Here is a 24,846-nt window from a genome sequence, read left to right as displayed (position 1 = left end):
AGAAGGGTCAGCTGACCTTGATCTGGTCGTACACCGGGACGCTGAACTGGTTGAGCTTCACGTCCGAGATGCGCTCCGAGTGGCCCGCGCTGCCGTTCTGGTACCAGAGCGGGATCGACGGCATCTGGGCGGCGAGGATCTTCTCCGACTCCTGGAACGTGGCCGTCGCCTTGGCGGGGTCGCTCTCCCGGTTGGCCTCGTCGATGAGCTTGTCGAACTCCGGGTTGCTGAACTTGCCGTAGTTCGAGGAGGCACCGGTGTAGTACAGCGGCTCCAGGAAGTTCTGGATCAGCGGGTAGTCGGCCTGCCAGCCGGAGCGGAAGGGGCCGGTCAGCTTGAAGCTGCTCTGCTGGTTCCTGAAGTCGGCGAAGGTGCCGATGGGGTTGACGGTGCAGACCGGGCCCTCGCCCAGCGTGTTGTTGATGCTGTTGCAGACGGCGTCCATCCAGTCGCGGTGCGAGCCCGTGTCCACGTTGGACGTCAGGGTGACCTTGCCGCCGGGCAGCCCGCCGGCTTCCTGGATGAGCTTCTTGGACTCGGTGGGGTTGAAGGAGCAGGCCTCACCGCAGGCGGTGGCGGAGAAGCCGCCCTTCTCGCCGAGGGCCGGTGAGGTCCAGTCCTTGGCCGGGGTGCGGGTCTCGTGGAAGATCTGCTTGGTGATCTCGTCGCGGTTGATCGCCATCGAGATGCCGCGGCGGACCTTCTCCATGCCCTCCTTGCTCCACTGCGGGTCGTACAGCGGGAAGGTGAGGGTCTGGATGATCAGGGCCGGCTGGTTGATGTAGCGGTCGCCGAGGTCGTTGGCGACGTTCTTCAGCTGCTGCGCCGGGATGTCGTCGACCAGGTCGAGGTTGCCGGAGATCAGGTCGGTGTAGGCGGTGTTGTTGTCGGTGTAGACCTTCAGGTCCACTCCGCCGTTGACCGCCTTGTCCTCGCCCGGGTAGGCGTCCCACTTGCGCAGCTTCATGCCCGTGCCCTTGGTGTACGAGTCCACCGTGTACGGGCCGTTGCCGACGGGCTTCTTCAGCCAGGCGTCGTGGTCGGTGAAGAAGGCCTTGGGCAGGGGGGAGAACGCCTGGTAGCCGAGGGTCTCGGGCCAGGTGGAGAACTTGTCCTTGAGGGCGACCGTGAAGGTCTTGGGGTCCTTGACGACCAGGCCGGACATGGTCTTGGCCTTGGGGTCGCCCTTCTCGGGGTGGACGTCCGCGTAGCCGACGATGTCGGAGAAGAAGGGCGAGTTGTTCTGCTTCTTGGTGACGTCGGCGCCGTAGTTCCAGGCGTCCACGAAGGACTGCGCGGTGACCGGCTCGTCGTTGCTGAACTTCAGGCCGTCCTTCAGCGTGATCGTGAAGTTCTGGCTGTCGGTGGTCTCGATCTTCTCGGCGAGGAAGTTCTTCGCCTCGCCGGTCGCGGGGTCGTACCGCTTGAGCCCCCGGAAGATCATGTCGAGGACCTTGCCGCCCTGGACCTCGTTGGTGTTGGCGGGCTCCAGCGGGTTCTGCGGGTCGCCCCACGAGGAGCTGACGATTCCCGCTTCGCCGCCTCCGCCACTGTCGCTTCCGCCGCCGCAGGCGGTCGCCGCGAGGGCGACGGCCGCCGCACATGCGGCCCACTTGGCGTGGGTGGCTCCGCGCATGGAGTGCCTCCTACTGGGATCCCAAGACTCACTTAGGGCCCAATGTCACCCTATGTGGGGTCCCGCACACTCCCGGTTGGACCGATTGCACCCTCGCGCCCCCGGCCTGTCACCCCTGCGAGTGCACCGCGGAGCGTCGCGGCGTCAGCTCCCAGGCGTCCACCGCGTGGTGCGTGGCGCCCGCGCCTACATGGCGGCCAGCAGCTCCCGCAGCAGCTCGTTGAGCTGCTCGATCCGGGCCGGCTCCATCCCGGTGAAGACCTTGGACTGCTCGGCGAGGCCCACACCGACCGCCCGGTCGATCACCTCCAGCCCTTCGGGCGTGAGCGTGACCCGCAGGCCGCGCCGGTCCGCCGGGTCCGGTGAGCGCCGGACCAGGCCGGCCCGCTCCAGCTTGTCCAGCCGCCCGGTCATCCCGCCGGTGGTCAGCAGCAGCGTGGCGGTCAGCTCGCGCGGGGAAACCGTGTACGGCTCACCCGCCCGGCGCAGCACGGCCAGCACGTCGAACTCGCCACGGCCGATGCCGAACTGCTGGTACGCCTTCTCCATCCGGTCGCCCATCTCCCGGGACAGCCGGTAGATCCGGCCGAAGACCTCCATCGGGGCAGTCTGCAGGTCGGGCCTGGCCCGCTGCCACTGGCTGATGATCGCGTCCACGGCGTCCGGCCTCGCATGCGGCTCGCCGTGCCGTGCGCCTCTGTGCGTCTCCATGGGACCAGCCTGCCACAAAACCGCTTGCTCCTAAGCCGCTTAGCGTCAAGGTACTTATGGGCCCGTCCGGACAGGGGGCCGCCGCCCTCGCCCGGCGGCCCTGCAGCCGAAGTACTCGGGGGCGCCACCCCGGACCACCCGGGGACCTCGAAGCGGGCGCGGATAAACGACCCGGCCAAACGCCGCGAATCCGCCCCGCAAACCCCATAGCACCATGATCGTTTCTATTGGACTTGTAATGTTTCGGGAGCCACGCGGGCTGTGAACAGTTGCTAACCTGACCCCATGCGGATAGGCGTGAACGTCCCGAACTTCGGGCCTGGAACAACCCCGGAAAACCTTGCGCGTTGGGCTGAAGTCGTGGAGGGTCTCGGCTTCGATTTGTTGATGGTCTCCGACCATGTCGCAGTGACACCCGACGTCGCCAGACAGTATCCGGCGCCGTTCTACGAGCCCTTCACCACACTCTCCTGGCTCGCTGCCAAAACCACCAGGATTACGCTGGGCACAACGGTTCTCATCGTTCCCTACCGTCATCCCCTGGTGACCGCCCGAATGGCGGCCAACCTTCACCAACTCAGCGGCGGGCGGCTCATTCTCGGCCTCGGCGTCGGTTGGGCCCAGCAGGAATTCGAGGCGCTGGGCGTACCCTTCAACCGACGTGGCGCACTGACCGATGAGTACATTCAAGCCATGCGCACCGCATGGGACGACGAAGCCGACTATGGCTGCGGACAGATTCCGCTCTGGATCGGCGGCAACAGTGACGTCGCATTGCGCCGCGCTGTGCGCCTCGGTTCACCATGGCATCCGCTGCGGTTCACGATGTCCTGGTTCCGTGAAGCCCTGGACCGGCTCAAGGCAATTGCAGACGAACTTCAGCAGCCGGTGCCGGATCTGGCGCCGCGAATCGTTCTCCGCCTTACGGAAAAGCCGATCGACGATCCGGAGCGTCGTGCCGGCGAAGGCACAATCGACCAGGTGCTCGACGACATCGAGCAGCTGCGCCTCCTCGGCGCCGACACCGTGCTGCTCGACCCGTACCTCGGCGACCCGCACGAGACCCTCCGGCCCGAGGTGGCGTGGCAGGCACTCGCCACCGTCGCCGCGCACCGGGCATAGCCAACACCACACAGAGACGGAACAGCCGTGACCCTCGACCATCACGACCTTCCTGAGAACGGCGCCGACCGCGCCGCCTCCTTCAGCGAGGCCGACCTGCAGCATCTGCGCCGCTGCATCGAACTGGCGGCCGAGGCCGTGGACGCCGGCGACTGGCCGTTCGGGTCGGTGCTCGTCGACGCGGACAACAAGATCCGCGCCGAGGAGCGCAACCGCGAATCCACGACCGGGGACCCGACCGCGCACCCGGAATTCGAACTCGCCCGCTGGGCCGCGACCAACCTGACTCCCGAAGAGCGGGCCACGGCGACCGTGTACACGTCGGGCGAGCACTGCCCGATGTGCGCGGCCGCGCACGGGTGGGTCGGACTGGGCCGCATCGTGTACGTGAGCTCGTCCCAGCAGGCACGGGACTGGAAGGCCGAGTGGGGCGTGGCCGTCACCTCGCCCTTGTCCCCGCTGACCATCCAGGACGTCGCCCCCGGCCTCGAGGTGGCCGGTCCGGTGCCCGAACTGGTCGACCAGGTACGTGAGTTGCAGCTTCGCTTCCGCGCCAAGCTCAACGCGGCGAGCTGATCGCAGAACGCCCCCGGGCCTGGCAGCGACATCCGCTGCCAGGCCCGGGGGCGTTTACGACGGGCGCGGATCAGACCATGACCTGGTCGTACTTCGCCATGTGCTCCTGCAGCTCCTCCATGCTGGGGTTACGGCCGTTGGCCGTGAGGCGCCCCAGACCACGGAAGTACTCCTCGCGGTGGAAGACCGGCATGAACATGATCAGCAGGATGGCGTCCTCCTTGCCGTGGTTCGTGAAGCCGTGCGGCGCACCCTTGGGTACGTAGGCGAACGCGCCCGGCTCGCCCACCTTCTTCTCGTCGCCGATGATGAACTCGATCTCACCCTTGACCACGTAGAACATCTCGGTGGACTTGTCGTGCACGTGCGGGCTGGCACCGTTCGCCTCGGGGGCCATGTGGTGCTCGTAGAAGCCGAACTCGCCGTTCGACTGCTCGTGCGTGAGCTTGATGAACGTCTCCTTCGTGTCCCGAATCTTGACGGACTCGCCCGCGCCCGCGGGAACATAAAGCGGCAGAGACATCTTTTTCTCCTGATGTGTTGACAACAACCGACCCGCCAACCGGGTCGACATGTATGGGTGGTTACTTGGCTTCTGGGTGGTTACGTGGCCTCGACGAGGCTCGGGTCCTCGGCCCGCTGGTCGACCTGGGCCTGTGCCCACCGGCCGATGGCCGGCGCGGCGAGGCCGCTGGCGGCGAACAGCGCGGCCAGCACGACCCAGCCGGTGGCGCCGACCGTGACGACCAGGCTGATCAGGAGCGGCGCCGCGATCTGCTGGACGGCCACGCCGAGCCAGAAGACCGAGAGGTAGACACCGTCCTGGCCGGGGACCGCGAGCAGGTAGGAACCGCCCCAGCCGCCGGCGGACTGCCACAGCTCGCCGCCGGTCAGCGCGATCATCGCCAGCAGCAGCACGCCGACCGCCAGGACGACCGGCAGCTTCGGCGCCGCGATGAGCAGCAGGGAGCAGATCGCCAGTGAGGCGCCCGCCCACAGCAGTGCGCGCGAGGCGCCGGCGATGGTGTCGGTCCCCCGGCTGGCCCGCATCTGCAGGACGACCGCGAGCACGGTGTTGACCGCCACCAAGGGGGCGATCACCGCGGGCGAGACCTTGGTGTGGCCGACGACCCACAGCGGGATGCCGATGCTCAGCAGGGTCATGTGCATGGTGAGCACCGCGTTGATCCCGGTGAACGCCAGGAACGGTCCGTCCTTCAGCACCGTGGCGGAGAACCTCTTGCGCAGGCTCTTGCCCACCTCGTTGAGCAGCGGGAGCCGGGAGGCGAGCAGCGCGGACACGGCGAACGCGGCGGCGTTGACCAGCAGGATCGCCGCGTATCCCGGCCGGGTGTCGATCATCAGGCCGATGCCGCCCACCAGGGCGCCGACGGTGAAGCCGACGTTGCGGATCGACCGCAGCAGCGCGATGACCCTGACCCGCTCCTCGGTCGTCACCGCCTGCCCGACCAGGGCCTGTTCCATCGGGTAGGCGGCCTTGTCGGCGAAGCCGAGCACGCAGAGCAGGGTAAGGAACTGCCACAGGTTCTGGATGAAGGGGTACACCAGGAAGCACGAGCCGCGCCACAGGTTCACCCCGACCAGGACCTTCTTGGGGCCGATCCGGTCGGCCAGGTGCCCGATCGGGATCGCCGTGGCCAGGGAGACGACCGCGGACAGGGTCAGGCCGAGACCGAGGTTGCCCGCAGTCAGCCCGACCGACCGGGTGACGAAGGGCACGGAGACGGCCAGGAAGGCACCGGTGCCCACCGCGTTGATGACCGCCATCACGGCCAGCCGTGTGCCCACCGAACCGCCGGGCATGGAGCCGCGCAGACCTCGCACGCGCTGCCAGAGAGCAGACATGTTCCCTCAGCCCGTGGTGATGCGGATGGCGGCGTCCGCGTCGAGGACGCGCTGCCTGGTGGCGGCCGCGTCCGGTCCGGTCGCGATGACGTGTCCGGCACGGTCCCAGGACGAGGCCCAGGCGCCGACTTCCTGGCCCACCTCGACATCCACCTCGGCGTCGCGGACGCCGGGCAGGGCCTTCGCCTCGTCCAGGCCGCTCACCTCGGTGACGGTGCCCGGCTCGGCGGCCAGGAACCGGATCGCCGAGGTCCGCTCCGACGAGCGCGGCAGCGTGACCGGACGGCCGGCCAGCAGGTCGATCAGGGTCACCCGGATCCGGGTGTCGTAGGCCATGTCGATCAGGTCGATGAGGTAGTCGCCCGGGCAGCGCCCGGCGCACTCGACCAGCGTCGGACCGTCCTCGGTCAGGATCCACTCGGCGTGCAGGATGCCGGTCCGGAAGCCGACCGCGGCGACGAGCGCCCGGGAGGCCTCCTCGAACGCGGCCTGGGTGGCCGCGTCGAGCGGAGCGGGCAGCAGGTGGCCGAGCTCGACCGGGTACGGACCCTCGATCACCGTCTTCGCCGTGATGTTCTCGAAGATGATCTCGCCGTCGCGGACCAGGGCCTCGACGCTGAACTCGGGTCCCTGCAGCCGCTCCTCGGCCAGGAACCGCCAGGCCAGCTCGCGGTCGGGGACCTGCTCGTACTCGGCGGCCGTCGAGGTCCGCTCCCAGGCCTGCGCGGCGCTGGCCGCGTCGACCGAGTCGAGCAGCTGCACGCCGACGCTCGCCTGCCGGTTCGCCGGCTTGACCACCACCGGACCGTCACCGGCGAACTCGAGGATGTCCTCGGGCCCGAAGACCTCCCGCCAGCGCGGGTTGCGGACGCCGCCGGCGCCGGCGGCCTCGCGCAGCCGGACCTTGTCCCGCAGCGCCTGCGCGGCCGCCTCGGTCGCACCGGGCAGCCCGAGCTTCTCGGCCAGGGCGGCCGTCGCCGGTACCGCGTACTCCAGGCCCGGTACGACGGCGGCGATCGGCCGCACGGCCGACAGTTCGACCACCAGGTCGAGGACCTCCGTCGACTGCTGGTAACTCGCCGGGACGATCCGGTCGAGGCAGTCGAAGCGCGCAGCCGCGTCCTGCAGCTCCCGCTTGCGGATGATGTCGGGTTCCTCGATCACCACGACGGATCCGCTGGGGACCCGCCCGTCGATCGCGCGCAGGTAGGCCGCGTTGTAGCCGACGAACAACACCTGTGCGTCCGTGTCGTGGGCGGTCACGACGACCTCCTGGTTGATGGTGCGGACCACTGGATGGTCACTGCCTTTCCGTGATGGGGGGACCTCGCGGCCGACGATGCTCATGCGGGCGTTCCGAGCGCCCCGGTCCGGCCGTCCGCCCGCACGGGCACTCCGTCGATGACGACCTCGATGGTGGCGAGCACTTCCTCGTAGCGGGCCTGCGCCTCCTCGGGAGAGGCGCCGGAGACGATGACGTGCCCGTGCCGGCTCTTGGAGTCGCGGACCTCCGAGGCGGTGTCCCCAGGGCGCAGCCGGACGTTCAGCTCGTCGACGAAGTGGAGCCGGCGGGCTGCTTCCAGGCCGCGGATCTCGTCGATGCGGCCGGGCGGGAAGGTGAAGAAGCGCACCGTCGCGGTCGCCGTCGGCGCGGACAGCTCGGCCGCAGGGCCCGCCATGCCGGCGAAGATCGCCTGTTCGATGTCCAGCCCGGTGGCCAACTGCACGAGTCTCGGTATCCGGTCGCCGCCGAGCCGGGACTGCGACTCGACGATGCGCGGGCCGCGCTGCGTCCAGATCACCTCGGTATGCGCGGGACCGAACCGGTACCCGCACGCCGTGAGGAGCTCCGTGGTCAGGTCCTCGATGGCCTGCGCGCGGTCAGGGGGCAGCGGCGCCGGATGGACGTGCCCGACCTCCACGAACAGAGGCGGCGCTCCCAGCAGCTTCTCGGTGATGCCGACGACCTGGTGGCGGCCGTCCTTGCTCAGCGTTTCCACGCTGTACTCGGGACCGACCAGGTACTCCTCGACCAGGAACGGGCCGTCGTAGTCGTACTGGTCGACCAGCGCGGTCCAGGTCGCCCGGTCCTGCGGCTCCTGCCACAGGAACACACCCCTGCTGCCCGCGAGCGCGGACGGCTTGACCACGGCCGGGTAGCCGATCCGCCGGACCGCGTCCGGTACCTCTTCCCGGGTCGCCGCCGCCTCGAAGGCCACCGGAGACAGTCCACGCTCCGCCAGCAGTCCCCGCATCGCGTGCTTGTCGGCGAGGAACCGGATCGCCGCAGCGGGATTGAGCTCGGCGTGCAGTTCCTCGGCCGCCTCGTAGGCGGTGACCATGCTCTCTTCGCGGCCTATGTGGTAGATCACCGAGGCGCTGTGCTCCCGCGCCACCTCGAGGATGGTGCGCCGCAGCACCTCCTGGTCCTGGAAGTCGGTCAGCACGAACACGTCCGCCAATTCGCGTACGCCGTCCAGGTACTCCGGCGACTCGAGCCCGGTGTCCCAGATCGCACCGACCCAGAACCCTTCCGCCTGTGCCTTCTGGACGAACTGCCGATACGGCATCACCATCAGCAGGCGCGGCCGGCCGTCGGCGGGAACGGTGGCGGTCAACGGGCACCGCCACTGTCGGTCGCGCCCGCCGCCGCCGGCTCGGCCGCGCGGCCCAGCAGACTCAGGTACCGCTCACCGGTGTCGGGCAGCAGGGTCACGATGCGCTTGCCCCGGTACTCCGGCCGGGCGGCCAGGACACCGGCCGCGTGCACGACGGCGCCCGCCGAGACACCGACCACGAGGCCGGCGCGCAGCGCGAGCTGCCGCGTGGTGTTCAGCGCGTCGGCGTCGGAGACCGGGATCACCTCGTCGATGAGGTCCTGATCGGTGGTGGGCGCGATGAAGCCGCCGTTGAATCCCGGGATGCAGTGCGTGCCGGGCTCGCCGCCGGAGAGCAGCGGGGACCCGGCCGGCTCCACCGCCACGAGACGGACCGAGGGGTTGCGCTCGCGGAGGAAGCGGCCGACACCGCTGAGCGTGCCACCCGTACCGACCCCGCCGACGAACACGTCGATCCGCCCGTCGCTGTCGGACCAGATTTCCGGGCCGGTCGACTCGTAGTGGGCCCGTACGTTGTCGGGATTGTCGTGCTGGCAGCAGAACCACGAACCGGGGGTCGCCCGGTGGAGCTCTTCGGCCTTGTCGACCGCGGCCTGGTAGCCCCCCGTGTGCGGTGTCCGCACCACCTCGGCGCCGAGGTGCTGCAGGATGGCCACCCGCTCCGGGGTCGCGTTGTCCGGCAGCACGATGACGCAGCGGTAGCCGCGGTCCGCCGCCAGCGCGGCGAGCGAGATCCCGGTATTGCCCGAGGTCGCCTCGATCACGGTGCCGTTGCCCGGGGTGAGCAGCCCGCGCTCCTCGGCGCCGCGCAGCATCCAGAGCGCCGCCCGGTCCTTGCTGCTGGACCACGGGTTGAACAGCTCCAGCTTCGCCAGCACGTCGGCGTCGCCCGGCACCCCGTGCTGGATCCGGTCCATCGGCAGCCGGAGCAGCGGCGTACCGCCGATCAGGTCGGCGAGGGAGTCCGCGACCGGACGCCGGCTGACCGGCTCGGTCCGGATGTTGATCTCGTTCGCGGCGGCCTCCGCGGTCCGCGCCGCGAGTTGGGCGGTTTCGGCCACCACGAGCACGTGCCCGGACCGGTCGCCGTTGCGGCGCGGCTCCCGCAGCACGTCGCCCCGCTTCGGCTTGAGGGTGACCTCCAGCACGCCGGGCAGCGCGGCGGCGCGATCCTCACCGGTGATCGACACGACACGGCCGGGCGGCGCGATCAGGTAGCGGATGGCGGCGCCGGCGACCGGCTGCTCCGGCACCACGTCGGCCGGCAGCGACTGACCGAGGTACTGCCGGGTCACCAGCTCCAGGGAGCGGATGCCGAGGGCCTGGTCGACCAGGTAGGTGATCTTGCCGCCGGCGGGCCTCGGGTTGATCTCGATGAGCTTGGGCCCGGACTTGGTCACCTTGATCTCGACATGGGCCATGCCCAGGTCGAACCCGACCGCGCGCAGCGCTTCCACGGCCAGGTCGCCGCAGGCGCGGACCATCGGCTCGGGCAGGGCGGACGGGAAGCTGTGGCCCAGCTCGACGAAGTAGCCCTGGCCGCCGACCGACTTGTCGGTCACCCCGAGCACCTCGTACCGGTCGCCCTCGGCCAGCACCTCCACGCTGACCTCGGGACCGCTCAGGTACTCCTCGACCATCAGCTCGTGATAGCGGCTCTGGCCGCGGGTGTTCTCCACCCGGGACTGGATCAGCGCGACGTGCTCGCCGGCCTGCGCCGGGGTGTCGACCAGCCGAACGTCGGCGCTGCTGGTCTCGTCGGCCGGCTTCACCACGACGGGCAGGCCGATCTCCGCCGCGGCCGCCTCCGCCTCGGCCGGGGTCTGCACCGTGCGGAACGCCGGCATCGCCACCCCGAGTTCGGCGCAGCGCCGGCGCATCAGCGCCTTGTTGCGTGCCACCGCGACCCCGTTGACGCTGACCGTGGGGAGCCCGAGCAGAACCGCCACCTCCGCGGCCACGACCACGTCGTACTCGGCCAGGGTCAGGAACGCGTCGAAGGGGTGCTCTGCCCCGGCCGCGTGCACGTGCGGCAGGAGCTCCTCGAGGATGTTCGTCTCACACTGCACGATCTCGTCGACGTACTTGTCGAAGTAGGCCGGGCCGCCCGGCACTTCCAGGTATCGCTCCAGATCGCGGGTGAAGAAGGTGACCCGGCAGTCAAGTTCCTTGATGATCTGCAGGCCTTCGAACCCGGAACCGGAGAGGTTGCTCTCCAGGACACCGACATGAATCATTTATGCCTCCGATGGCATGCCGACTCGTGGGTCGGCTGGGATGCGGGGAACAGGGGCGGGAGGGGGGTGTCACCAGCACCCGGATGTGGCCAGGGCGCGCAGCAACTGCGCCGACTCCTCGCGGTCCTCGGCCGACAGTCGTGGCACGACCTCGGCGGCGGGGGCCATCACCCGGGCACCGGCCGGCACGTCGGCCAGCACGAGCGAACCGGCGCCGATCAGCGCCTCGTCGCCGACGGTGACCGGACCGAGCACGATCGCGTTGGTGCCGATCACCACCCGGTTGCCGACGACCGGGTGCCGGCGGGCACCGGGCTCGCGCCGGTCGTCCTTCCACCAGCCGACCGCACCGAGGGTGACCTGGTGGAAGATCGTGACGTCGTCGCCGATCTCGACGGTCTCCCCGATCACCACCGCGGCCCCGTGATCGATGAACACGCGCCGGCCGAGCCGCGCACCGGGATGGATCTCGATGCCGCCGGTCACGGCGCGCGCCACGTAGGCCAGGATCCGCGCGGCCTGACGGTGCCCCCGGGAGTACAGGCCATGCGCCACCCGGTGGGTCCACAGCGCCGGCAGCGCTGGATGCAGCAGCGCCTCCGCGCGCGTGCGCATCGACGGGTCTCGCGCGACGATCATGGAAAGGTCTTCCTTCGCCCGGGCGATGGTCCTACGCATGCGGTCCTCCGTCTCGTGGCCTGGTCTCTCGGTGACGCCGTCGGATTCGGTGGCCGGGCTCAGTAATTCGGGACCTTGACCAGGTTTCCGCTGCCTTCGACGATCTCCGGGATGTACACCCGCTCGTTCCAGACGTCCTGGGCCACCGGTTCGAGGGCTATCGACACGGCACCCCCGTCGACCGAGAACGCGGTCTGGACCGCGCTGGTGATCGCCTCGACCAGCGCGTCGATCTGGTGGGTGTCGAGGCTGTCCGGGAAGTGTTTGATGTTGACGTGGGGCACTCCGGTGACCTTCCTGGTGAGCAGTGCGGACTGGATGGCGGTGACGAGTTCGTCTATGCCGGCGGCGCGGAGCAGGCCGTAGTGGTCGGCCCTCAGCTGGATGACCCTGGGGGGCGTGCTCGAAGGCACCTGCCCGGAGTCGATGAACGAGTCCTGGTCCCCCGTGGCCCTGAACACGGTGATCGGCGCCGAGATGCTGCGTTCGGCCAGTTCGTGGGGGGCGTACTCGAAGAGGAACGTCCGCCACACCACACCGACGATCCGGCCCACCAGCTCACGGTCCAGGTGCTCGAACCGGCCGCAGACGAAGTCGACGAACGAGTCCTCGTCGTGCGCCGCCGCCAGGCACTCCTCGAGCGCCGACCGCTCGAGGTTTCCGGCGAACACCGAGTACAGGATCGAGACGAACGTGGTGTCGGCGAAGCTGACCCCCACGCGCGCCTTCCCCTCGCCGCGGGCTTCCACCGGCGGCTTGCCCGGCGCGATGAGGATCAGGTCCTCGACCTGCTCGCCGGCGCGCTCCAGTTGGTACGCCACTTCGAACGCGACCCGGGCGCCGAAGGAGTAGCCCCACAGCACGTACGGGCCGACCGGCTGGACCTGTCTGATGAGTTCGATGTCCCGGGCGACCATCTCGTCGAACGTCGCGTACGCGGTTTCGCCCTCGTTGATGCCGTGGGCCTGAACACCGAAGAACGGGCGGTCCCGTTCCACCCGGCTGGCCAGCAGGCGCAGGCTCATCGGGTAGCCGCCCAGACCCGGCCAGCAGAAGATCGGCCGACGGCCGTCCTCGCCGCCGCGCAGGCGCACCAGCCTGGACACGGCGGTCGCGGGCTCGCGGTCGACGCGTCGGGCCAGCTCTGCGATGGTCGGCGCCTGGAACAGCACCTGGAAGGGCAGGGAACTGCCCAGCTCCCGGTTGATCCGGCTGATCAGGTTGACCGCGGTCAGCGAGTGGCCCCCGGCAGCGAAGAAGTCGTCGCGGATCGAGACGCGCGAGCGCCGCAGCACCTTGCGCCAGACCGCGGCGATCGCTTCCTCGGTGGGCGTCCGCGGCGCGACGATCGGCGCTTCCGTGTCGTCCACGGTCGCCTCGTCCATGGCGCGCAGCGCTTGGTGGTCGACCTTGCCGTTGGGCGTGAGCGGGAAGGAGTCCAGGACGGTGACCCGGTTGGGCACCATGTACGCGGGCAGGGAATCGGCCAGATCGTCCTTGATGATCTCGGTCGGCCCCCGCATGTGGACGGCGTCCTCCTTCATGCCCTCGCTCAGCCGCTGCTCCGCACTGACGCGGCCGCCGACGGCGAAGTAGGAGGCCACGTCCTCGCCGAGATCGACGATGTCCCGGATGCGCCGGGCCGAAGGCAGGTCGTTGCCGGTCTCCGAGCTGTAGCCGGAGGACATCAGCCCCAGAGCGCCGTCGTTCATCTGGAGGCGCTGCAGTTCCCGGCCGAGGTCGACGTAGCGCTGCCACGGCTCGGACGAACCGCCGATCAGGCTGACCCCGAAGCTCGCACGCTGGTAGACCTCCTGGTTGATGGCGATGACGTGCTGCTTGCGCACCAGTTCGTCGGACACCCGCACCAGATCGCCGGCGGCGTACCGGTACTGGCCGCCGTCCAGATCGGCGATCCTGCCGGGGTGGGCCTGCACGTACACGTCGACCGGGCCGGGTACGGCGGGGGCAGCGGACGTCTCCACCTCGAAGGTGGCCAGGTAATAGTCCTCGTCCGGGCACCCCAGGACGTCCTTGACCGCCGGCTCCTGCTCGCGGCCGTTGATCCGCAGGCCGTACTCGGGCAGCACCATGTCGAACAGGCCGACCATGTGCCCGGCTTCGAACTGGAGGACTTCCTGGATGTTGTTGCGGTAGACCGGCTCGATGGCCGACCGGCACCCGATGAAGTGGACCCGCAGCCTCGGCTCGCCGGCCGGGGCGGGAGCGATCAGCGAGAGCCGATGGCCGATCGGGTGGTAGTAGTAGTAGCCGGGTTCGAGGCCCGCGATGCCCGACAGCTCCAGGTACAGCTGCGTGGGGTACAGCGAACCGGGAGAGGCGTACCCGTACTTGGGCAGCAGGCGTTCGGTGCTGGGGAACTGGCCGAAATAGCGCAGCAGACCGCCGAGTTCGGACAGCGTCAGCGCGTCCGGGTCCCGGGGCGTGGCCGGGTGCTCCGACTGAGGGGCGAGCATGCCCAGGACGTCGTCCCTGGTGACCTCGCCGCCTTCGAAGAAGCGGTACGTCTTGCGGGCGAACACCGTGCGCCGCTGCTGTTCCGTCGCCGGCTGCCCGGGCAGTTCGACGGTGGGCAGCCCGGCGTCCTCTCGCACTCCAAGGTTGGCGAGCTGCGCCCGAAGCTGCAGCTTGCTCTGCTTCGACTGATGGTGGGCGCCGTGGTTGCCCTGGTCCATCAGCGCGGCCTGGTTCGGGTCGAGCTCGATGAACGCGATGAGATTGGCGCCGAACCTCGGGTCGTCGCGGACCACGACGGCGGCGTGCTTCACCCAGTCCTGTGTCTCGATGGCCACCTTGATCTCGTCCAGTTCGACCCGGAAGCCGCGCAACTTGACCTGGCTGTCGGTGCGGCCGAGGAACTGCACGGTGCCGTCGTCGTTCCACCGCGCCAGGTCACCGGTGCGGTAGAGGCGGTCGAAGCGGGGATCGGTGGAGAACGGGTTGGCGAGGAACCGTTCGGCGGTCAGGTCGGCGCGGTTCAGGTACCCGCGGGCGAGCTGGGGCCCCGCGACGTAGAGCTCACCGGATTCACCCTCCGCGACGGGCTGCCGGGCGGCGTCGAGTATGTAGAAGGTGACGTCCCGCACCGGCTTGCCGATGGATATGTGCTCCGGGCCGTGCTGGACGGTCTTCCGGTCGACGGTGTGGGACGACGCGTTGATCGTGCACTCGCTCGGCCCGTACAGGTTGACCAGTTCACAGTCCGGCAGCGCGTCGAGCAGCTCGATCGCCAGGCTCTTGGTGAGGGCCTCACCGCCACTGAAGACCTGGGTGAGCGAGGTGCAGTGAGAGAGCTGTCCGGAGTCGACGAGCGCCTGCAGGAGGGTCGGCACGCCCTGGAACGTGGTCACCTTGTTCGTCGTGATCAGGTCCAGCAGCCGGTTGGGGTCGCGGTAGGCCCCCGGTTCGCTCATCACGACGGTGCTGCCGACGGCCGGCGCCAGGATCTCCCACTGGGCCGCGTCGAAACTCAGCGGTGTCTTCTGCAGCACGGTCCTGTGCTGGTCCAGACCCTGCTCGTCGGCCAGCCAGCGCATCTGGCTGACGATGCTGTGGTGCTCGATGCCGATGCCCTTCGGGCGGCCCGTGCTCCCAGAGGTGTAGATGACGTACGCGAGGCTGTCCGCGTGCGCGGGGTCCGACGGGCCGGCGGCGGCCTGAGCGTCCTGCCCGGCTCCCCGGTGCGCTCGCGCCTGGGCAAGCGTGACGATCTTGGTTTCCGGCGGTGTCATGGTGGCCAGCCGGGACGCAAGTGACTCGTCGGCCAGGATGACCCTCGCCTGCGAGTCCACCACCATGTAGCGGAGGCGGTCATCCGGATACTCCGGCGACAGCGGCAGGTAGGCGGCGCCCGCGTGCAGGACGCCCCAGACGCTCACCATGAGGTCGACGGACGGCTCCATGAATATGCCGACCAGCTCGTCCGCTGCCACACCGAGGTGTCGCAGGTAGGCGGCCATGTTCTCACTGCGCTCGCCGAGCTCCGAGAAGGTCAGTTGTTCTGTCCCATAGGAGACTGCGGTCCGGTCGGGGTGGACCAGCACGGTCGCGCGCAGCATGTCCGAGAGGCTGTAACCATCGGACAGCGTCAATTTCGCCATCATTCCTCGAATTCATCTTTTTCGAGCGCATCGCCGATAAAAGGGCATCACGGATCAAGCCGACGTCAAAAAGACAGCGACCATGATTAACCACCTGCTGTCGCGCCATACACCCCGAGCACTAGAACATAGGCGAACAGGACAACAGCACTATATTCAGGCTTTCATGTGGCCACGGTGGGATCCGCGCGACATTTACATGAACGACATGACCACAGTCCTCAACGGAGTTGACCTGGCCGAAAATAGCCCTACCGGCCCTCACGTCACCTTCGTGGTCCGACAGCAGGTCTCTATCGACGTTCCCCCTGCTGGCAATCCTGTGGATACACGCCCCCGCCTCATCCAGTCGGTTCCACTACCCGTCTGGAAATGGCGTAGCAGTCTCTCGCTGAGCGACTATATCTCCGAGACCGAGACAAGATCAAGTCTCTACTGGCTAAATACCGACCCGGCGGAAAATATGTCCCTTATCGGCTGCGAGTGCGGAAATTTCCCCGCTATCGAGATCGCGGCGGGCAAGGCGCCGACTAGGCCATAAACGGAATTCCACATACCGCGTGGCGGATTCTTTTCCTTTTAGTGGCCTGAAATCTACCGGCCTGCAGCAGGCCGTTACCGGCGGTGTGGCCTGCCCGCGCCGACGCGGGCGAAGGCAGACCGGCGAGTGCGGCGTCGGCACCGCGCTGAGGATCCAGGGGTCGATACGGCCGGCCCGGGCCGACAGGGGTCGCCTTGGACGTCGCGCCGAACTGCTCTGCGGCAGCGGCTCCGGACAGTCGGGGACGAGCCGGCCGGCGACGCCAAAAAGGGGCGCTCCGGACCTTGGAAAGGTCCGGAGCGCCCCTTTGGCGTAGTACGACAACCGCTCACACGGTTCAGGACACGAGGATGGCCTTCTCCTCCGCGAAGTGGCAGGCCGACTCGTGCGCGGCCAGCGACTTGACACCCTGGAAGCGCTCCGGAATGGCGAGCAGCGGCTCCTCCACGGAGCACTTCTCCTCGGCCTTCCAGCAGCGGGTGCGGAAACGGCAGCCCGACGGCGGGTTGGCCGGCGAGGGGACGTCACCGGTGAGGATGATCCGGTCGCGGCCCTCGCGGGCGGCCGGGTCGGGCACCGGCACGGCGGAGAGCAGCGCCTGGGTGTAGGGGTGGGTCGGGTGCTCGTAGATCTGCTCGTCGGTGCCGATCTCGGCCATCTTGCCGAGGTACATGACGCCGACGCGGTCCGAGATGTGCCGGACGATCGACAGGTCGTGCGCGATGAAGAGGTAGGAGAGGTTGAACTCGTCCTGGAGCTTCTCCATCAGGTTGATGACCTGGGCCTGCACCGACACGTCGAGCGCGGAGACCGGCTCGTCGCAGATGATTATCTCCGGGTTGAGCGCGAGGCCGCGGGCGATGCCGATGCGCTGGCGCTGGCCGCCGGAGAACTGGTGCGGGTACCGGTTGATGTACTCCGGGTTGAGGCCGACGACGTCCAGGAGCTCCTGGACCTTGCGGCGCCGGTCGCCCTTGGGAGCCACCTCGGGGTGGATCTCGAAGGGCTCGCCGATGATGTCGCCGACCGTCATGCGCGGGTTCAGCGAGGTGTACGGGTCCTGGAACACCATCTGGATGTTGCGGCGGACGACCTTGAGGGCCTTGCCGGACAGCTTGGTGATGTCCTGGCCCTTGTAGAAGACCTCGCCTGCGGTGGCGCGCTCCAGGTTCATCAGCAGCTTGGCGACGGTGGACTTGCCACAGCCGGACTCGCCGACGATGCCCAGGGTCTCGCCCCGGTACAGGTCGAAGGAGATGCCGTCGACCGCCTTGACCCCGCCGACCTGCTTCTTGAACAGGATGCCCTGGGTCAACGGGAAGTGCTTGACCAGGTTGCGGACCTGGAGGATCGGCTCGCGCTCGGGAGCGTTCTTGGTGAGCTCAGCCATGGATCTGCTCCGTCCAGAAGTGGCACGCGCTGGTGCGGCCGGCCATTTCGGTGCCGTCCTGCTCGGTCACCGGGTGCAGGACCGGCACGTCGGTGCGGCAGATGTCCTGCGCCTTCGGGCAGCGCGGGTTGAAGGCGCAGCCCGAGGGGATGTTCAGCAGGTTGGGCGGCAGGCCCTTGATGGCGTAGAGCTCCTGGCCCTTCTGGTCCAGGCGCGGGATCGAGTCCAGCAGACCGCGGGTGTACGGGTGCGCCGGACGCTTGTAGATCTCGTGGACCGGGGCATTCTCGACGATCCGGCCGCCGTACATGACGGCGATCTTGTCAGCGACGTCGGCGACCACGCCGAGGTCGTGGGTGATCAGGATCAGACCCATGTTCATCTCGCGCTGGAGCTCCGCGAGCAGGTCCATGACCTGCGCCTGGACCGTCACGTCGAGAGCCGTGGTGGGCTCGTCGGCGATGATCAGGTCGGGCTCCAGGGCCATCGCCATGGCGATCATGATGCGCTGGCGCATACCGCCGGAGAACTGGTGCGGGTAGTCGCCCACGCGCGCCTTGGCGGCGGGGATCTTCACGCGGTCCATGAGCTCGACGGCCTTGGCGGTGGCGTCCTTCTTCGACATCCCGCGGTGTACACGGAACATCTCGCCGAGCTGGGCGCCGACGGTGTGCACCGGGTTCAGCGAGGACAGTGCGTCCTGGAAGATCATGGCGATCTTCCGGCCGCGGACCTTGCGGAACTCCTCGGCCGGAAGCTTCAGCAGGTCGGTGCCCTGGAAGAGGATCTCGCCGGACGGGATCTTGCCGGGGGGCATGTCCAGGATGCCCATGATGGCCTGCGCCGTCACGGACTTGCCGGAGCCGGACTCGCCGAGGACGGCGAGGGTCTCGCCCGCGTTCACGGAGTACGAGACACCGTTGACGGCCTTGGCGACACCGTCGCGGGTGTGGAACTCGACGTGCAGGTCACGCACTTCGAGCAGGGGGACATCCTCCGGCGCCGATCGGGGCGCGGGGACATTCGAGGTCTTGTCCATGATGATCACGTACGCCCTTCCTCAGCGCAGCTTCGGGTCGAGGGCGTCGCGCACCGCGTCGCCGACCATGATGAACGCGAGCACGGTGATGCTCAGCGCGGCGGCCGGGAAGAGGAGCACGTGCGGAGCCTGCAGCCAGCGGACGGAGGCGTCGCTGACCATGAGGCCCCAGGAGATCTCCGGAGGCTGGACGCCGATACCGAGGTACGACAGGGCCGCCTCGGCGGAGATGTACACACCCAGGCTGATCGCGCCGACCACGATGACGGGGGCGACGGCGTTCGGCAGGATGTGCCGGGTCGTGATGCGCAGGGTGCCGGCGCCGAGGGCGCGGGCGGCCATCACGTAGTCGTTGTTCTTGTTCGACAGGACCGAGGACCGCATGATGCGGAAGATCTGCGGCCAGCCCAGGGTGGCGAGGACCAGGGAGACGGTCCAGGCGTTGCCCTTGAGGCCGGACATGATCAGCATGCCGCCGAGCAGCAGCGGGATGGCGAAGAAGATCTCGGTGAAGCGGGACAGGATGCTGTCCACGACGCCGCCGGCCCAGCCGGCCACCAGGCCGAGGGCGCCGCCGACGACGATCACCAGGGTCGTGGTGGTGACACCGACGATGACCGAGTTCCGGGCCGCCCACACGGTGCGCGTGTAGATGTCGCAGCCCTGGATGTCGAAGCCGAACCAGTGGTCCGCGCTCGGGGTCTTGAGCGAGTTCTGCAGGGTGCAGGCGGTGCCCTCGAAGGGGCTGCCGTCGGTGAACCACTGCGGCACGGCGGACAGCACCAGCATGACCAGCACCAGGAACGCACCGATCAGGAAGATCGGGTTGCGGCGCAGGTCGTACAGGGCGTCGGACCAGAGGCTGGCCTCGCGCTCCTTCTTCTTGTCGCCCTTGGGAGCCTCGGTGGCCGCGCTCGCGGAGGGGGTCCCCGTGGCGGTCTGGGTGTCGGGCAACTCGTCCCCCACCGTAGTCGTGTCACGCATAGCGGATCCTCGGGTCGAGCACGGCGTAGAGCAGGTCCACGATCAGGTTGGCAAGGAGGTACACGAGGACGAGGAGGGTGACGACACCCACCACGACCACGCCCTGCTTCTGGTAGACGTACATCGCCAGCGTGCCGCCGATGCCGTGGATGTTGAAGATCTTCTCGGTGATGACGGCACCGCCCATGAGGGAGCCGAGGTCCGCACCGAGGAAGGTGACGATCGGGATCAGCGCGTTGCGCAGCGCGTGGTTCACGACGACGCGGCGACGGGGCAGGCCCTTCGCCGTGGCGGTACGCACGTAGTCGGCGCGCATCGTCTCCATCAGGCTGGTACGGGTCAGTCGGGCCACGTACGCGAGCGAGGTCGAGGCGAGCACGAAGGCCGGGAGGAGGTACGCCCGGATTCCGTCGGCCTCGTTGAAGGAGACGGGGAAGAAGTCGATTCCCCAGCTGTTCTTGAGCTGGACGCCCAGCGTCAGCTGGAGCACGAAGCCGGTGACGAAGACCGGGATCGAGATGACCATCAGCGTCGAGATGAGCACGAGCTGGTCGATGAACTTGCCCCGGCGCAGAGCGGCCATGACGCCCGCCAGAACGCCGACGACGGCCTCGATGACGAACGAGATCAGGGCGAGGTTGATCGTGTACGGGAAGGCCTCGGTGATGAGGTCGAGGACCTTGCGGCCCTGCAGGGTCTCACCGAAGTCGCCCTGGAACAGGCCCGTGAAGTAGTTCCAGTACTGGACCAGGAACGGGTCGTCGAGGTTGTACTTGTCGCGCAGCATCGCGGCGACGATCGGGTCGGCCTTCTTGTCGCCCGCGAGCGCCTGAATGGGGTCGCCAGGCAGGAAGAAGCACAACCAGTAGATAAGGAGCGTGGCACCGATCAGTACAGGGATCGCCTGTATGAGACGGCGGATGAGGTAGCGGCCCATCAGACCTCCAGCAGAAGAACAGGGGAAGGGGGCAAGCAGGCGGAAACCTGATTCCGCCTGCCGCCCCCGGTGTCCCCTTGGTGAAGAGGGGTGTTAGTTGAGCTCGACCTTGGCCAGGTCCATGCGGCCCTGTGCGTCGACCTCGACGTTCTTCACGGTCTTGGAGTAGGCCGCAGAAGACATGTAGGAGAAGACCGGGATGTACGGAAGGTCCTTGATGAGCACGTCATCGGCCTTCTGGTACAGCTTCAGGCCCTCGGCGGCGTCGGTCGCCGTGTCGGCCTGCGCCATCAGCGTCTCGAACTCCTCGTTGACGTAGCCGCCGTAGTTGGAGCCGTTCTCGATCGCGACCTTCGAGAAGATCGGACGCAGGTAGTTCTCCGCCGCCGGGTAGTCCATGGACCAGCCCATGCGGAAGGCGCCCTTGTACTTCCTCGCCTGGAGGTCGTCCAGCATGTCACCGAACTTGGTGAACGGCTTGGCGGTGACCTCGATGCCGAGGTTCGCCTTCAGCTGGTTGGCGACGGCCTCGATCCATTCCTTGTGGCCGCCGTCGGCGTTGTAGCCGATCTCCATCTTGTTGTCCGGAATGCCACCCGCCAGGGTGTAGAGCTCCTTGGCCTTCGTCGGGTTGTACGTCACGACGTCGCCCAGGGCGCCCTTGCGGTAGCCCGGGATGATCGGGCTGATGAAGTCGTCCGCCGGCTTGCGGGTGCCGTTGAAGATCGTCTTCGCGATGGACTCGCGGTCGATCGCCATGGAGATCGCCTTGCGGATCTCCACCTTGCCGAAGGCCTCCGGGTTCGTGGCGATCGGCAGACCGATGTAGCCGACGCCCGACTCGGGCTCGTAGATGTAGCGGTCGCCGAACTCCTGGGCGACGGTGGCCAGCGCCGAGGTGGGGAGCTTGTCGACGATCTGGAGGGTGTCGGCGCGAAGGTCGTTGTACGCCGTGTCCAGGTTGTCGTAGATCTTGAAGGTGACGCCGTCGAGCTTGGCGCGACCCTCGGCCGGGAACTTGTCGTACTTCTTGACCTTGATCTGCTTGTTGTGCTCCCAGGCGCCGTCCATCTGGAAGGGGCCGTTGCCGATCGGGGACTCGCCGAACTTCTTCGGGTCGGCCTCGAAGGCGGCGGGCAGCGGGTAGAACGCGGTGTAGCCCAGCATCGTCTTGAACTGGGAGAAGGGGGCCTTCAGCGTGACGGTGAAGGTCTTCTCGTCGACGATCTTCAGGCCCTTGAGCTCAGTGGCCGTGGGCTTCTTGTCCTTGCCCGGAGCCAGCTCGTCGGAGCCCTCGATCTTGTCGAAGAAGGGCAGGCTCTCGGCGGCGTTGTCCTGGTTCGCACCCCAGTTCCAGGCACGGACGAAGGACTTGGCGTCGACCTTCTCACCGTTGTGGAAGGTGTAGCCGTCCCGGATCTTGACCGTCCAGGTCTTCGAGTCCGTGGTCTCGATGGACTCCGCGACCGCGAGCTTCGGCTCGTTGGTCTTGTTGTCGTAGTTGACCAGACCGGTGAAGACCGCGTTGAGGACCTCGGCGCCCTCGGTCTCGGCGGTGTTCTGACCCACCAGACCGTGCTGCGGCTCGCCGAGCACCACGGTGATGTTGCCGCCGGTCTTGCCGCCGGCGGACTTGGAATCGCTACTGGTGCTGCAAGCCGTCGCGGCCATCGCCACGATGACGGCACCCGCGACCCACTTGGCGCTCGTTGCTCCGCGCATGGGTAATTGCCTCCTCAGGCGTCACTGTCGATACATAAGGGAACCGGTTGCGCTGACACCCCTGACAGCGACTTTCCGGACCCTTTGCGTGATGCTCGTGAGTCGACGCTCCCCACAGCGTGTGACCCATTGACCCGAGCTCAATGGAGCCATCCTCGGGGACGCCATGACCGTAAACCACACTTAAGTGGTCTCGTTTTCACAACATCGCACTACGGCTAAAACCCGAAATCCGGACAAACGAATAGGAGACAGACATGAACGAAACGGACTGTTAGCTCTTCTTCCGGAGTGTCACGGTCGGTATGCGGACACCGGACCGAAATAATCCGCTTGACAAAAGCGAACAGCCCCTGTCGCCACGGAGACCGTGACGGCAGGGGCTGTTCACACGAGCGGTATCGGGCAGGACCCAAGTGTGACCTAGGTCCTACGCGACTACTTGCCGGACTTGGCGCGCGACGCGGAGCGCGAGCGGTCCTTCTGGTCCAGGACGACCTTGCGGATGCGGACGGCCTCGGGGGTCACCTCGACGCATTCGTCGTCGCGGCAGAACTCCAGGGACTGCTCCAGGGAGAGCCTGCGCGGGGGCACCACGTTCTCGGTGTTGTCCGCGGAAGCCGCACGCATGTTGGTGAGCTTCTTCTCCTTGGTGATGTTCACGTCCATGTCGTCGGCGCGCGAGTTCTCGCCGACGATCATGCCCTCGTACACCTCGGTGCCGGGCTCGGTGAACAGGACGCCGCGCTCCTGCAGGTTGATCATCGCGAACGGCGTGACCGAACCGGAGCGGTCGGCGACCAGCGAACCGTTGTTACGGGTCACCAGCTGACCGAACCACGGCTCCAGGCCCTCGTGGATCGAGTGGGCGATGCCCGTACCGCGCGTACCGGTCAGGAACTCGGTACGGAAGCCGATGAGGCCGCGGGACGGGACGACGAACTCCATGCGGACCCAGCCGGAGCCGTGGTTCGACATGTTGTCCATGCGGCCCTTGCGGACGCCCATGAGCTGCGTGACCGCGCCCATGTGCTCCTCGGGGACGTCGACGGTCATGCGCTCGACCGGCTCGTGCACCTTGCCGTCGATGATCTGCGTGACCACCTGCGGCTTGCCGATGGTCAGCTCGAAGCCCTCGCGGCGCATCTGCTCGACCAGGATGGCGAGCGCGAGCTCACCACGGCCCTGGACCTCCCAGGCGTCGGGACGCTCGGTGTCGAGGACGCGGAGCGAGACGTTACCGACCAGCTCGCGGTCCAGACGGTCCTTGACCTGGCGGGCGGTGACCTTGCGGTCCTTGACCGCGGACTTGGCGTCCGCGCCCTTGCCGCTGCCGCCGCGGCCGACCATCGGGGAGGTGTTCGTACCGATGGTCATCGAGATCGCCGGCTCGTCGACCGAGATCAGCGGGAGCGCGATCGGGTTCTCCGGGTCGGCCAGGGTCTCGCCGATCATGATGTCGGGGAAACCGGCCACCGCGCAGATGTCACCGGGGCCGGCGACCTCCGCCGGCTTGCGGGTGAGCGCCTCGGTCATCATCAGCTCGGTGATGCGGACGTTGGAGATGCTGCCGTCACGCTTGATCCACGCGACGGTCTGGCCCTTGCGGAGCTCGCCCTGCTCGACGCGCACCAGCGCGATGCGGCCGAGGAAGTTGTCCGCGTCCAGGTTGGTGACGTGGGCCTGAAGGGGGGCCTCCTCGTCGTACACCGGGGCCGGGACGTGGGCCAGGATGGTGGAGAAGAAGGGCTCCAGGCTGTCGCTGTCCGCGGGGACGGTGCCGTCCTCCGGCTTGGTCAGCGAGGCCACGCCGTCACGGCCACAGGCATAGACGATCGGGAACTCGATCTGCTCCTCGTCCGCGTCCAGGTCGAGGAAGAGGTCGTACGTCTCGTTGACGACCTCGTCGATCCGGGAGTCCGGACGGTCCGTCTTGTTGATGCAGAGGATGACCGGCAGCTTCTGCTGCAGAGCCTTCCGCAGGACGAAACGGGTCTGGGGCAGCGGACCCTCGGAGGCGTCCACCAGCAGGACGACGGCGTCCACCATCGACAGACCGCGCTCGACCTCACCACCGAAGTCGGCGTGGCCGGGGGTGTCGATGATGTTGATCGTGATCGGGGCCGACCCGTCCTTCGGGTGGTACTTCACCGCCGTGTTCTTGGCGAGGATCGTGATGCCCTTCTCACGCTCCAGGTCGTTCGAGTCCATCATGCGGTCGTCGAGGTGCTGGTGGGCGGCGAAGGCACCGGCCTGCTTGAGCATGGCATCGACGATGGTCGTCTTGCCATGGTCGACGTGGGCGACGATGGCGACGTTACGGATGTCGTGGCGCGTGGGCACTTCGGCGCTTCTCCCGGGATCGTGGATGGCGACGCGTACGGTCCGGCACGCGCGCCTCGACCGGGCGGAAAACCTGCCACGGCCTTACCCCATCGTACGTCGGATGGCGGGAACCGCCTGCCGTGGGGTCTGTCAAGAGGCCGGACGACTGAGCACGGCCGGGTCCGGGGTGGGGGGACTCGGCGGGATACGGCGGGCCTCGACGGGGCTGGGGCCTGCAAAAACACGCGGGTCAACGGGTACGCACGACCCTGCCCGCCGGTGATCCGGCGGGCAAGGGACTTGAGTCACATCAGAGGTTGAGACCTTCGGATCGAATCTCCGA

17 protein-coding genes and 1 pseudogene are annotated in these 24,846 nt (G+C 67.9%); 2 read left to right on the top strand and 16 right to left on the bottom strand.

Translation table 11 applies throughout. The features are described from left to right. Positions 1-7 precede the first annotated feature (7 nt). Positions 8-1,636, bottom strand: coding sequence for a peptide ABC transporter substrate-binding protein (locus tag AC3IYI_RS26385; RefSeq protein WP_489406066.1), 1,629 nt, complete (start codon positions 1,634-1,636; stop codon positions 8-10). Between the two features lie 186 nt (positions 1,637-1,822). Then, positions 1,823-2,347 carry a MarR family winged helix-turn-helix transcriptional regulator gene (locus AC3IYI_RS26380; RefSeq protein WP_489406065.1) on the bottom strand — a complete coding sequence of 175 codons (525 nt, stop codon included), beginning with the start codon at positions 2,345-2,347 and terminating at the stop codon, positions 1,823-1,825. 285 nt (positions 2,348-2,632) lie between these two features. On the opposite strand from AC3IYI_RS26380, the gene AC3IYI_RS26375 reads away from it, so the two are divergent. Beyond that, positions 2,633-3,469, top strand: a complete 837-nt coding sequence (locus AC3IYI_RS26375) for an LLM class flavin-dependent oxidoreductase (protein WP_489406064.1) — start codon at positions 2,633-2,635, stop codon at positions 3,467-3,469. A gap of 27 nt (positions 3,470-3,496) precedes the next feature. Further along, a complete protein-coding gene (locus AC3IYI_RS26370; RefSeq protein ID WP_489406063.1) occupies positions 3,497-4,045 on the top strand; it encodes a nucleoside deaminase in 549 nt (182 codons plus the stop codon). 70 nt (positions 4,046-4,115) lie between these two features. On the opposite strand, the gene AC3IYI_RS26365 is transcribed toward AC3IYI_RS26370, so the two are convergent. The 14 genes and pseudogenes from AC3IYI_RS26365 to typA form a co-directional block, all read right to left on the bottom strand. After that, a complete protein-coding gene (locus tag AC3IYI_RS26365; protein WP_489406062.1) occupies positions 4,116-4,568 on the bottom strand; it encodes a cupin domain-containing protein in 453 nt (150 codons plus the stop codon). Between the two features lie 80 nt (positions 4,569-4,648). Further along, a complete protein-coding gene (locus AC3IYI_RS26360; protein WP_489406061.1) occupies positions 4,649-5,911 on the bottom strand; it encodes an MFS transporter in 1,263 nt (420 codons plus the stop codon). A gap of 6 nt (positions 5,912-5,917) precedes the next feature. Beyond that, a complete protein-coding gene (locus AC3IYI_RS26355) occupies positions 5,918-7,174 on the bottom strand; it encodes an ATP-grasp domain-containing protein (RefSeq protein ID WP_489406060.1) in 1,257 nt (418 codons plus the stop codon). 80 nt (positions 7,175-7,254) lie between these two features. Continuing rightward, complete coding sequence (locus AC3IYI_RS26350; protein ID WP_489406059.1) at positions 7,255-8,529, bottom strand: ATP-grasp domain-containing protein; 1,275 nt, start codon at positions 8,527-8,529, stop codon at positions 7,255-7,257. Continuing rightward, positions 8,526-9,536, bottom strand: coding sequence for a PLP-dependent cysteine synthase family protein (locus tag AC3IYI_RS26345; protein ID WP_489411676.1), 1,011 nt, complete (start codon positions 9,534-9,536; stop codon positions 8,526-8,528). The genes AC3IYI_RS26350 and AC3IYI_RS26345 overlap by 4 nt, the downstream gene beginning before the upstream one ends. 42 nt (positions 9,537-9,578) lie before the next feature. After that, a pseudogene (locus AC3IYI_RS26340) lies at positions 9,579-10,376 on the bottom strand (ATP-grasp domain-containing protein); the annotation flags it as partial. 459 nt (positions 10,377-10,835) lie between these two features. Next, positions 10,836-11,444, bottom strand: a complete 609-nt coding sequence (gene epsC / locus AC3IYI_RS26335; protein WP_489406058.1) for a serine O-acetyltransferase EpsC — start codon at positions 11,442-11,444, stop codon at positions 10,836-10,838. A 59-nt stretch (positions 11,445-11,503) separates the two neighbouring features. Next, the gene (locus tag AC3IYI_RS26330; RefSeq protein WP_489406057.1) at positions 11,504-15,556 is read right to left on the bottom strand and encodes an amino acid adenylation domain-containing protein; all 4,053 of its coding nucleotides are present in this window, start codon (positions 15,554-15,556) and stop codon (positions 11,504-11,506) included. An 887-nt stretch (positions 15,557-16,443) separates the two neighbouring features. Further along, entirely contained in the window at positions 16,444-17,496 is a 1,053-nt protein-coding gene (locus AC3IYI_RS26325) for an ABC transporter ATP-binding protein (protein ID WP_489406056.1), read from the bottom strand. Then, a complete protein-coding gene (locus AC3IYI_RS26320; protein WP_489411675.1) occupies positions 17,489-18,535 on the bottom strand; it encodes an ABC transporter ATP-binding protein in 1,047 nt (348 codons plus the stop codon). Before AC3IYI_RS26320 ends, AC3IYI_RS26325 begins: the two co-directional genes overlap by 8 nt. Before the next feature lie 21 nt (positions 18,536-18,556). Next, complete coding sequence (locus AC3IYI_RS26315; RefSeq protein ID WP_489406055.1) at positions 18,557-19,519, bottom strand: ABC transporter permease; 963 nt, start codon at positions 19,517-19,519, stop codon at positions 18,557-18,559. Beyond that, on the bottom strand, positions 19,512-20,456 hold the full coding sequence (locus tag AC3IYI_RS26310) for an ABC transporter permease (RefSeq protein WP_489406054.1): 945 nt from the start codon (positions 20,454-20,456) through the stop codon (positions 19,512-19,514). The genes AC3IYI_RS26315 and AC3IYI_RS26310 overlap by 8 nt, the downstream gene beginning before the upstream one ends. A gap of 93 nt (positions 20,457-20,549) precedes the next feature. Continuing rightward, complete coding sequence (locus tag AC3IYI_RS26305; protein WP_489406053.1) at positions 20,550-22,178, bottom strand: peptide ABC transporter substrate-binding protein; 1,629 nt, start codon at positions 22,176-22,178, stop codon at positions 20,550-20,552. Positions 22,179-22,616: 438 nt separating this feature from the next. Beyond that, positions 22,617-24,521 carry a translational GTPase TypA gene (gene typA, locus AC3IYI_RS26300; protein ID WP_489406052.1) on the bottom strand — a complete coding sequence of 635 codons (1,905 nt, stop codon included), beginning with the start codon at positions 24,519-24,521 and terminating at the stop codon, positions 22,617-22,619. Between the last annotated feature and the right edge of the window lie 325 nt (positions 24,522-24,846).

This window comes from Streptomyces sp. GL_148 (assembly GCF_057834205.1).
Note: the sequence above shows the minus strand (reverse complement) of the source record. Positions and strands in the feature narration are given on the sequence as shown.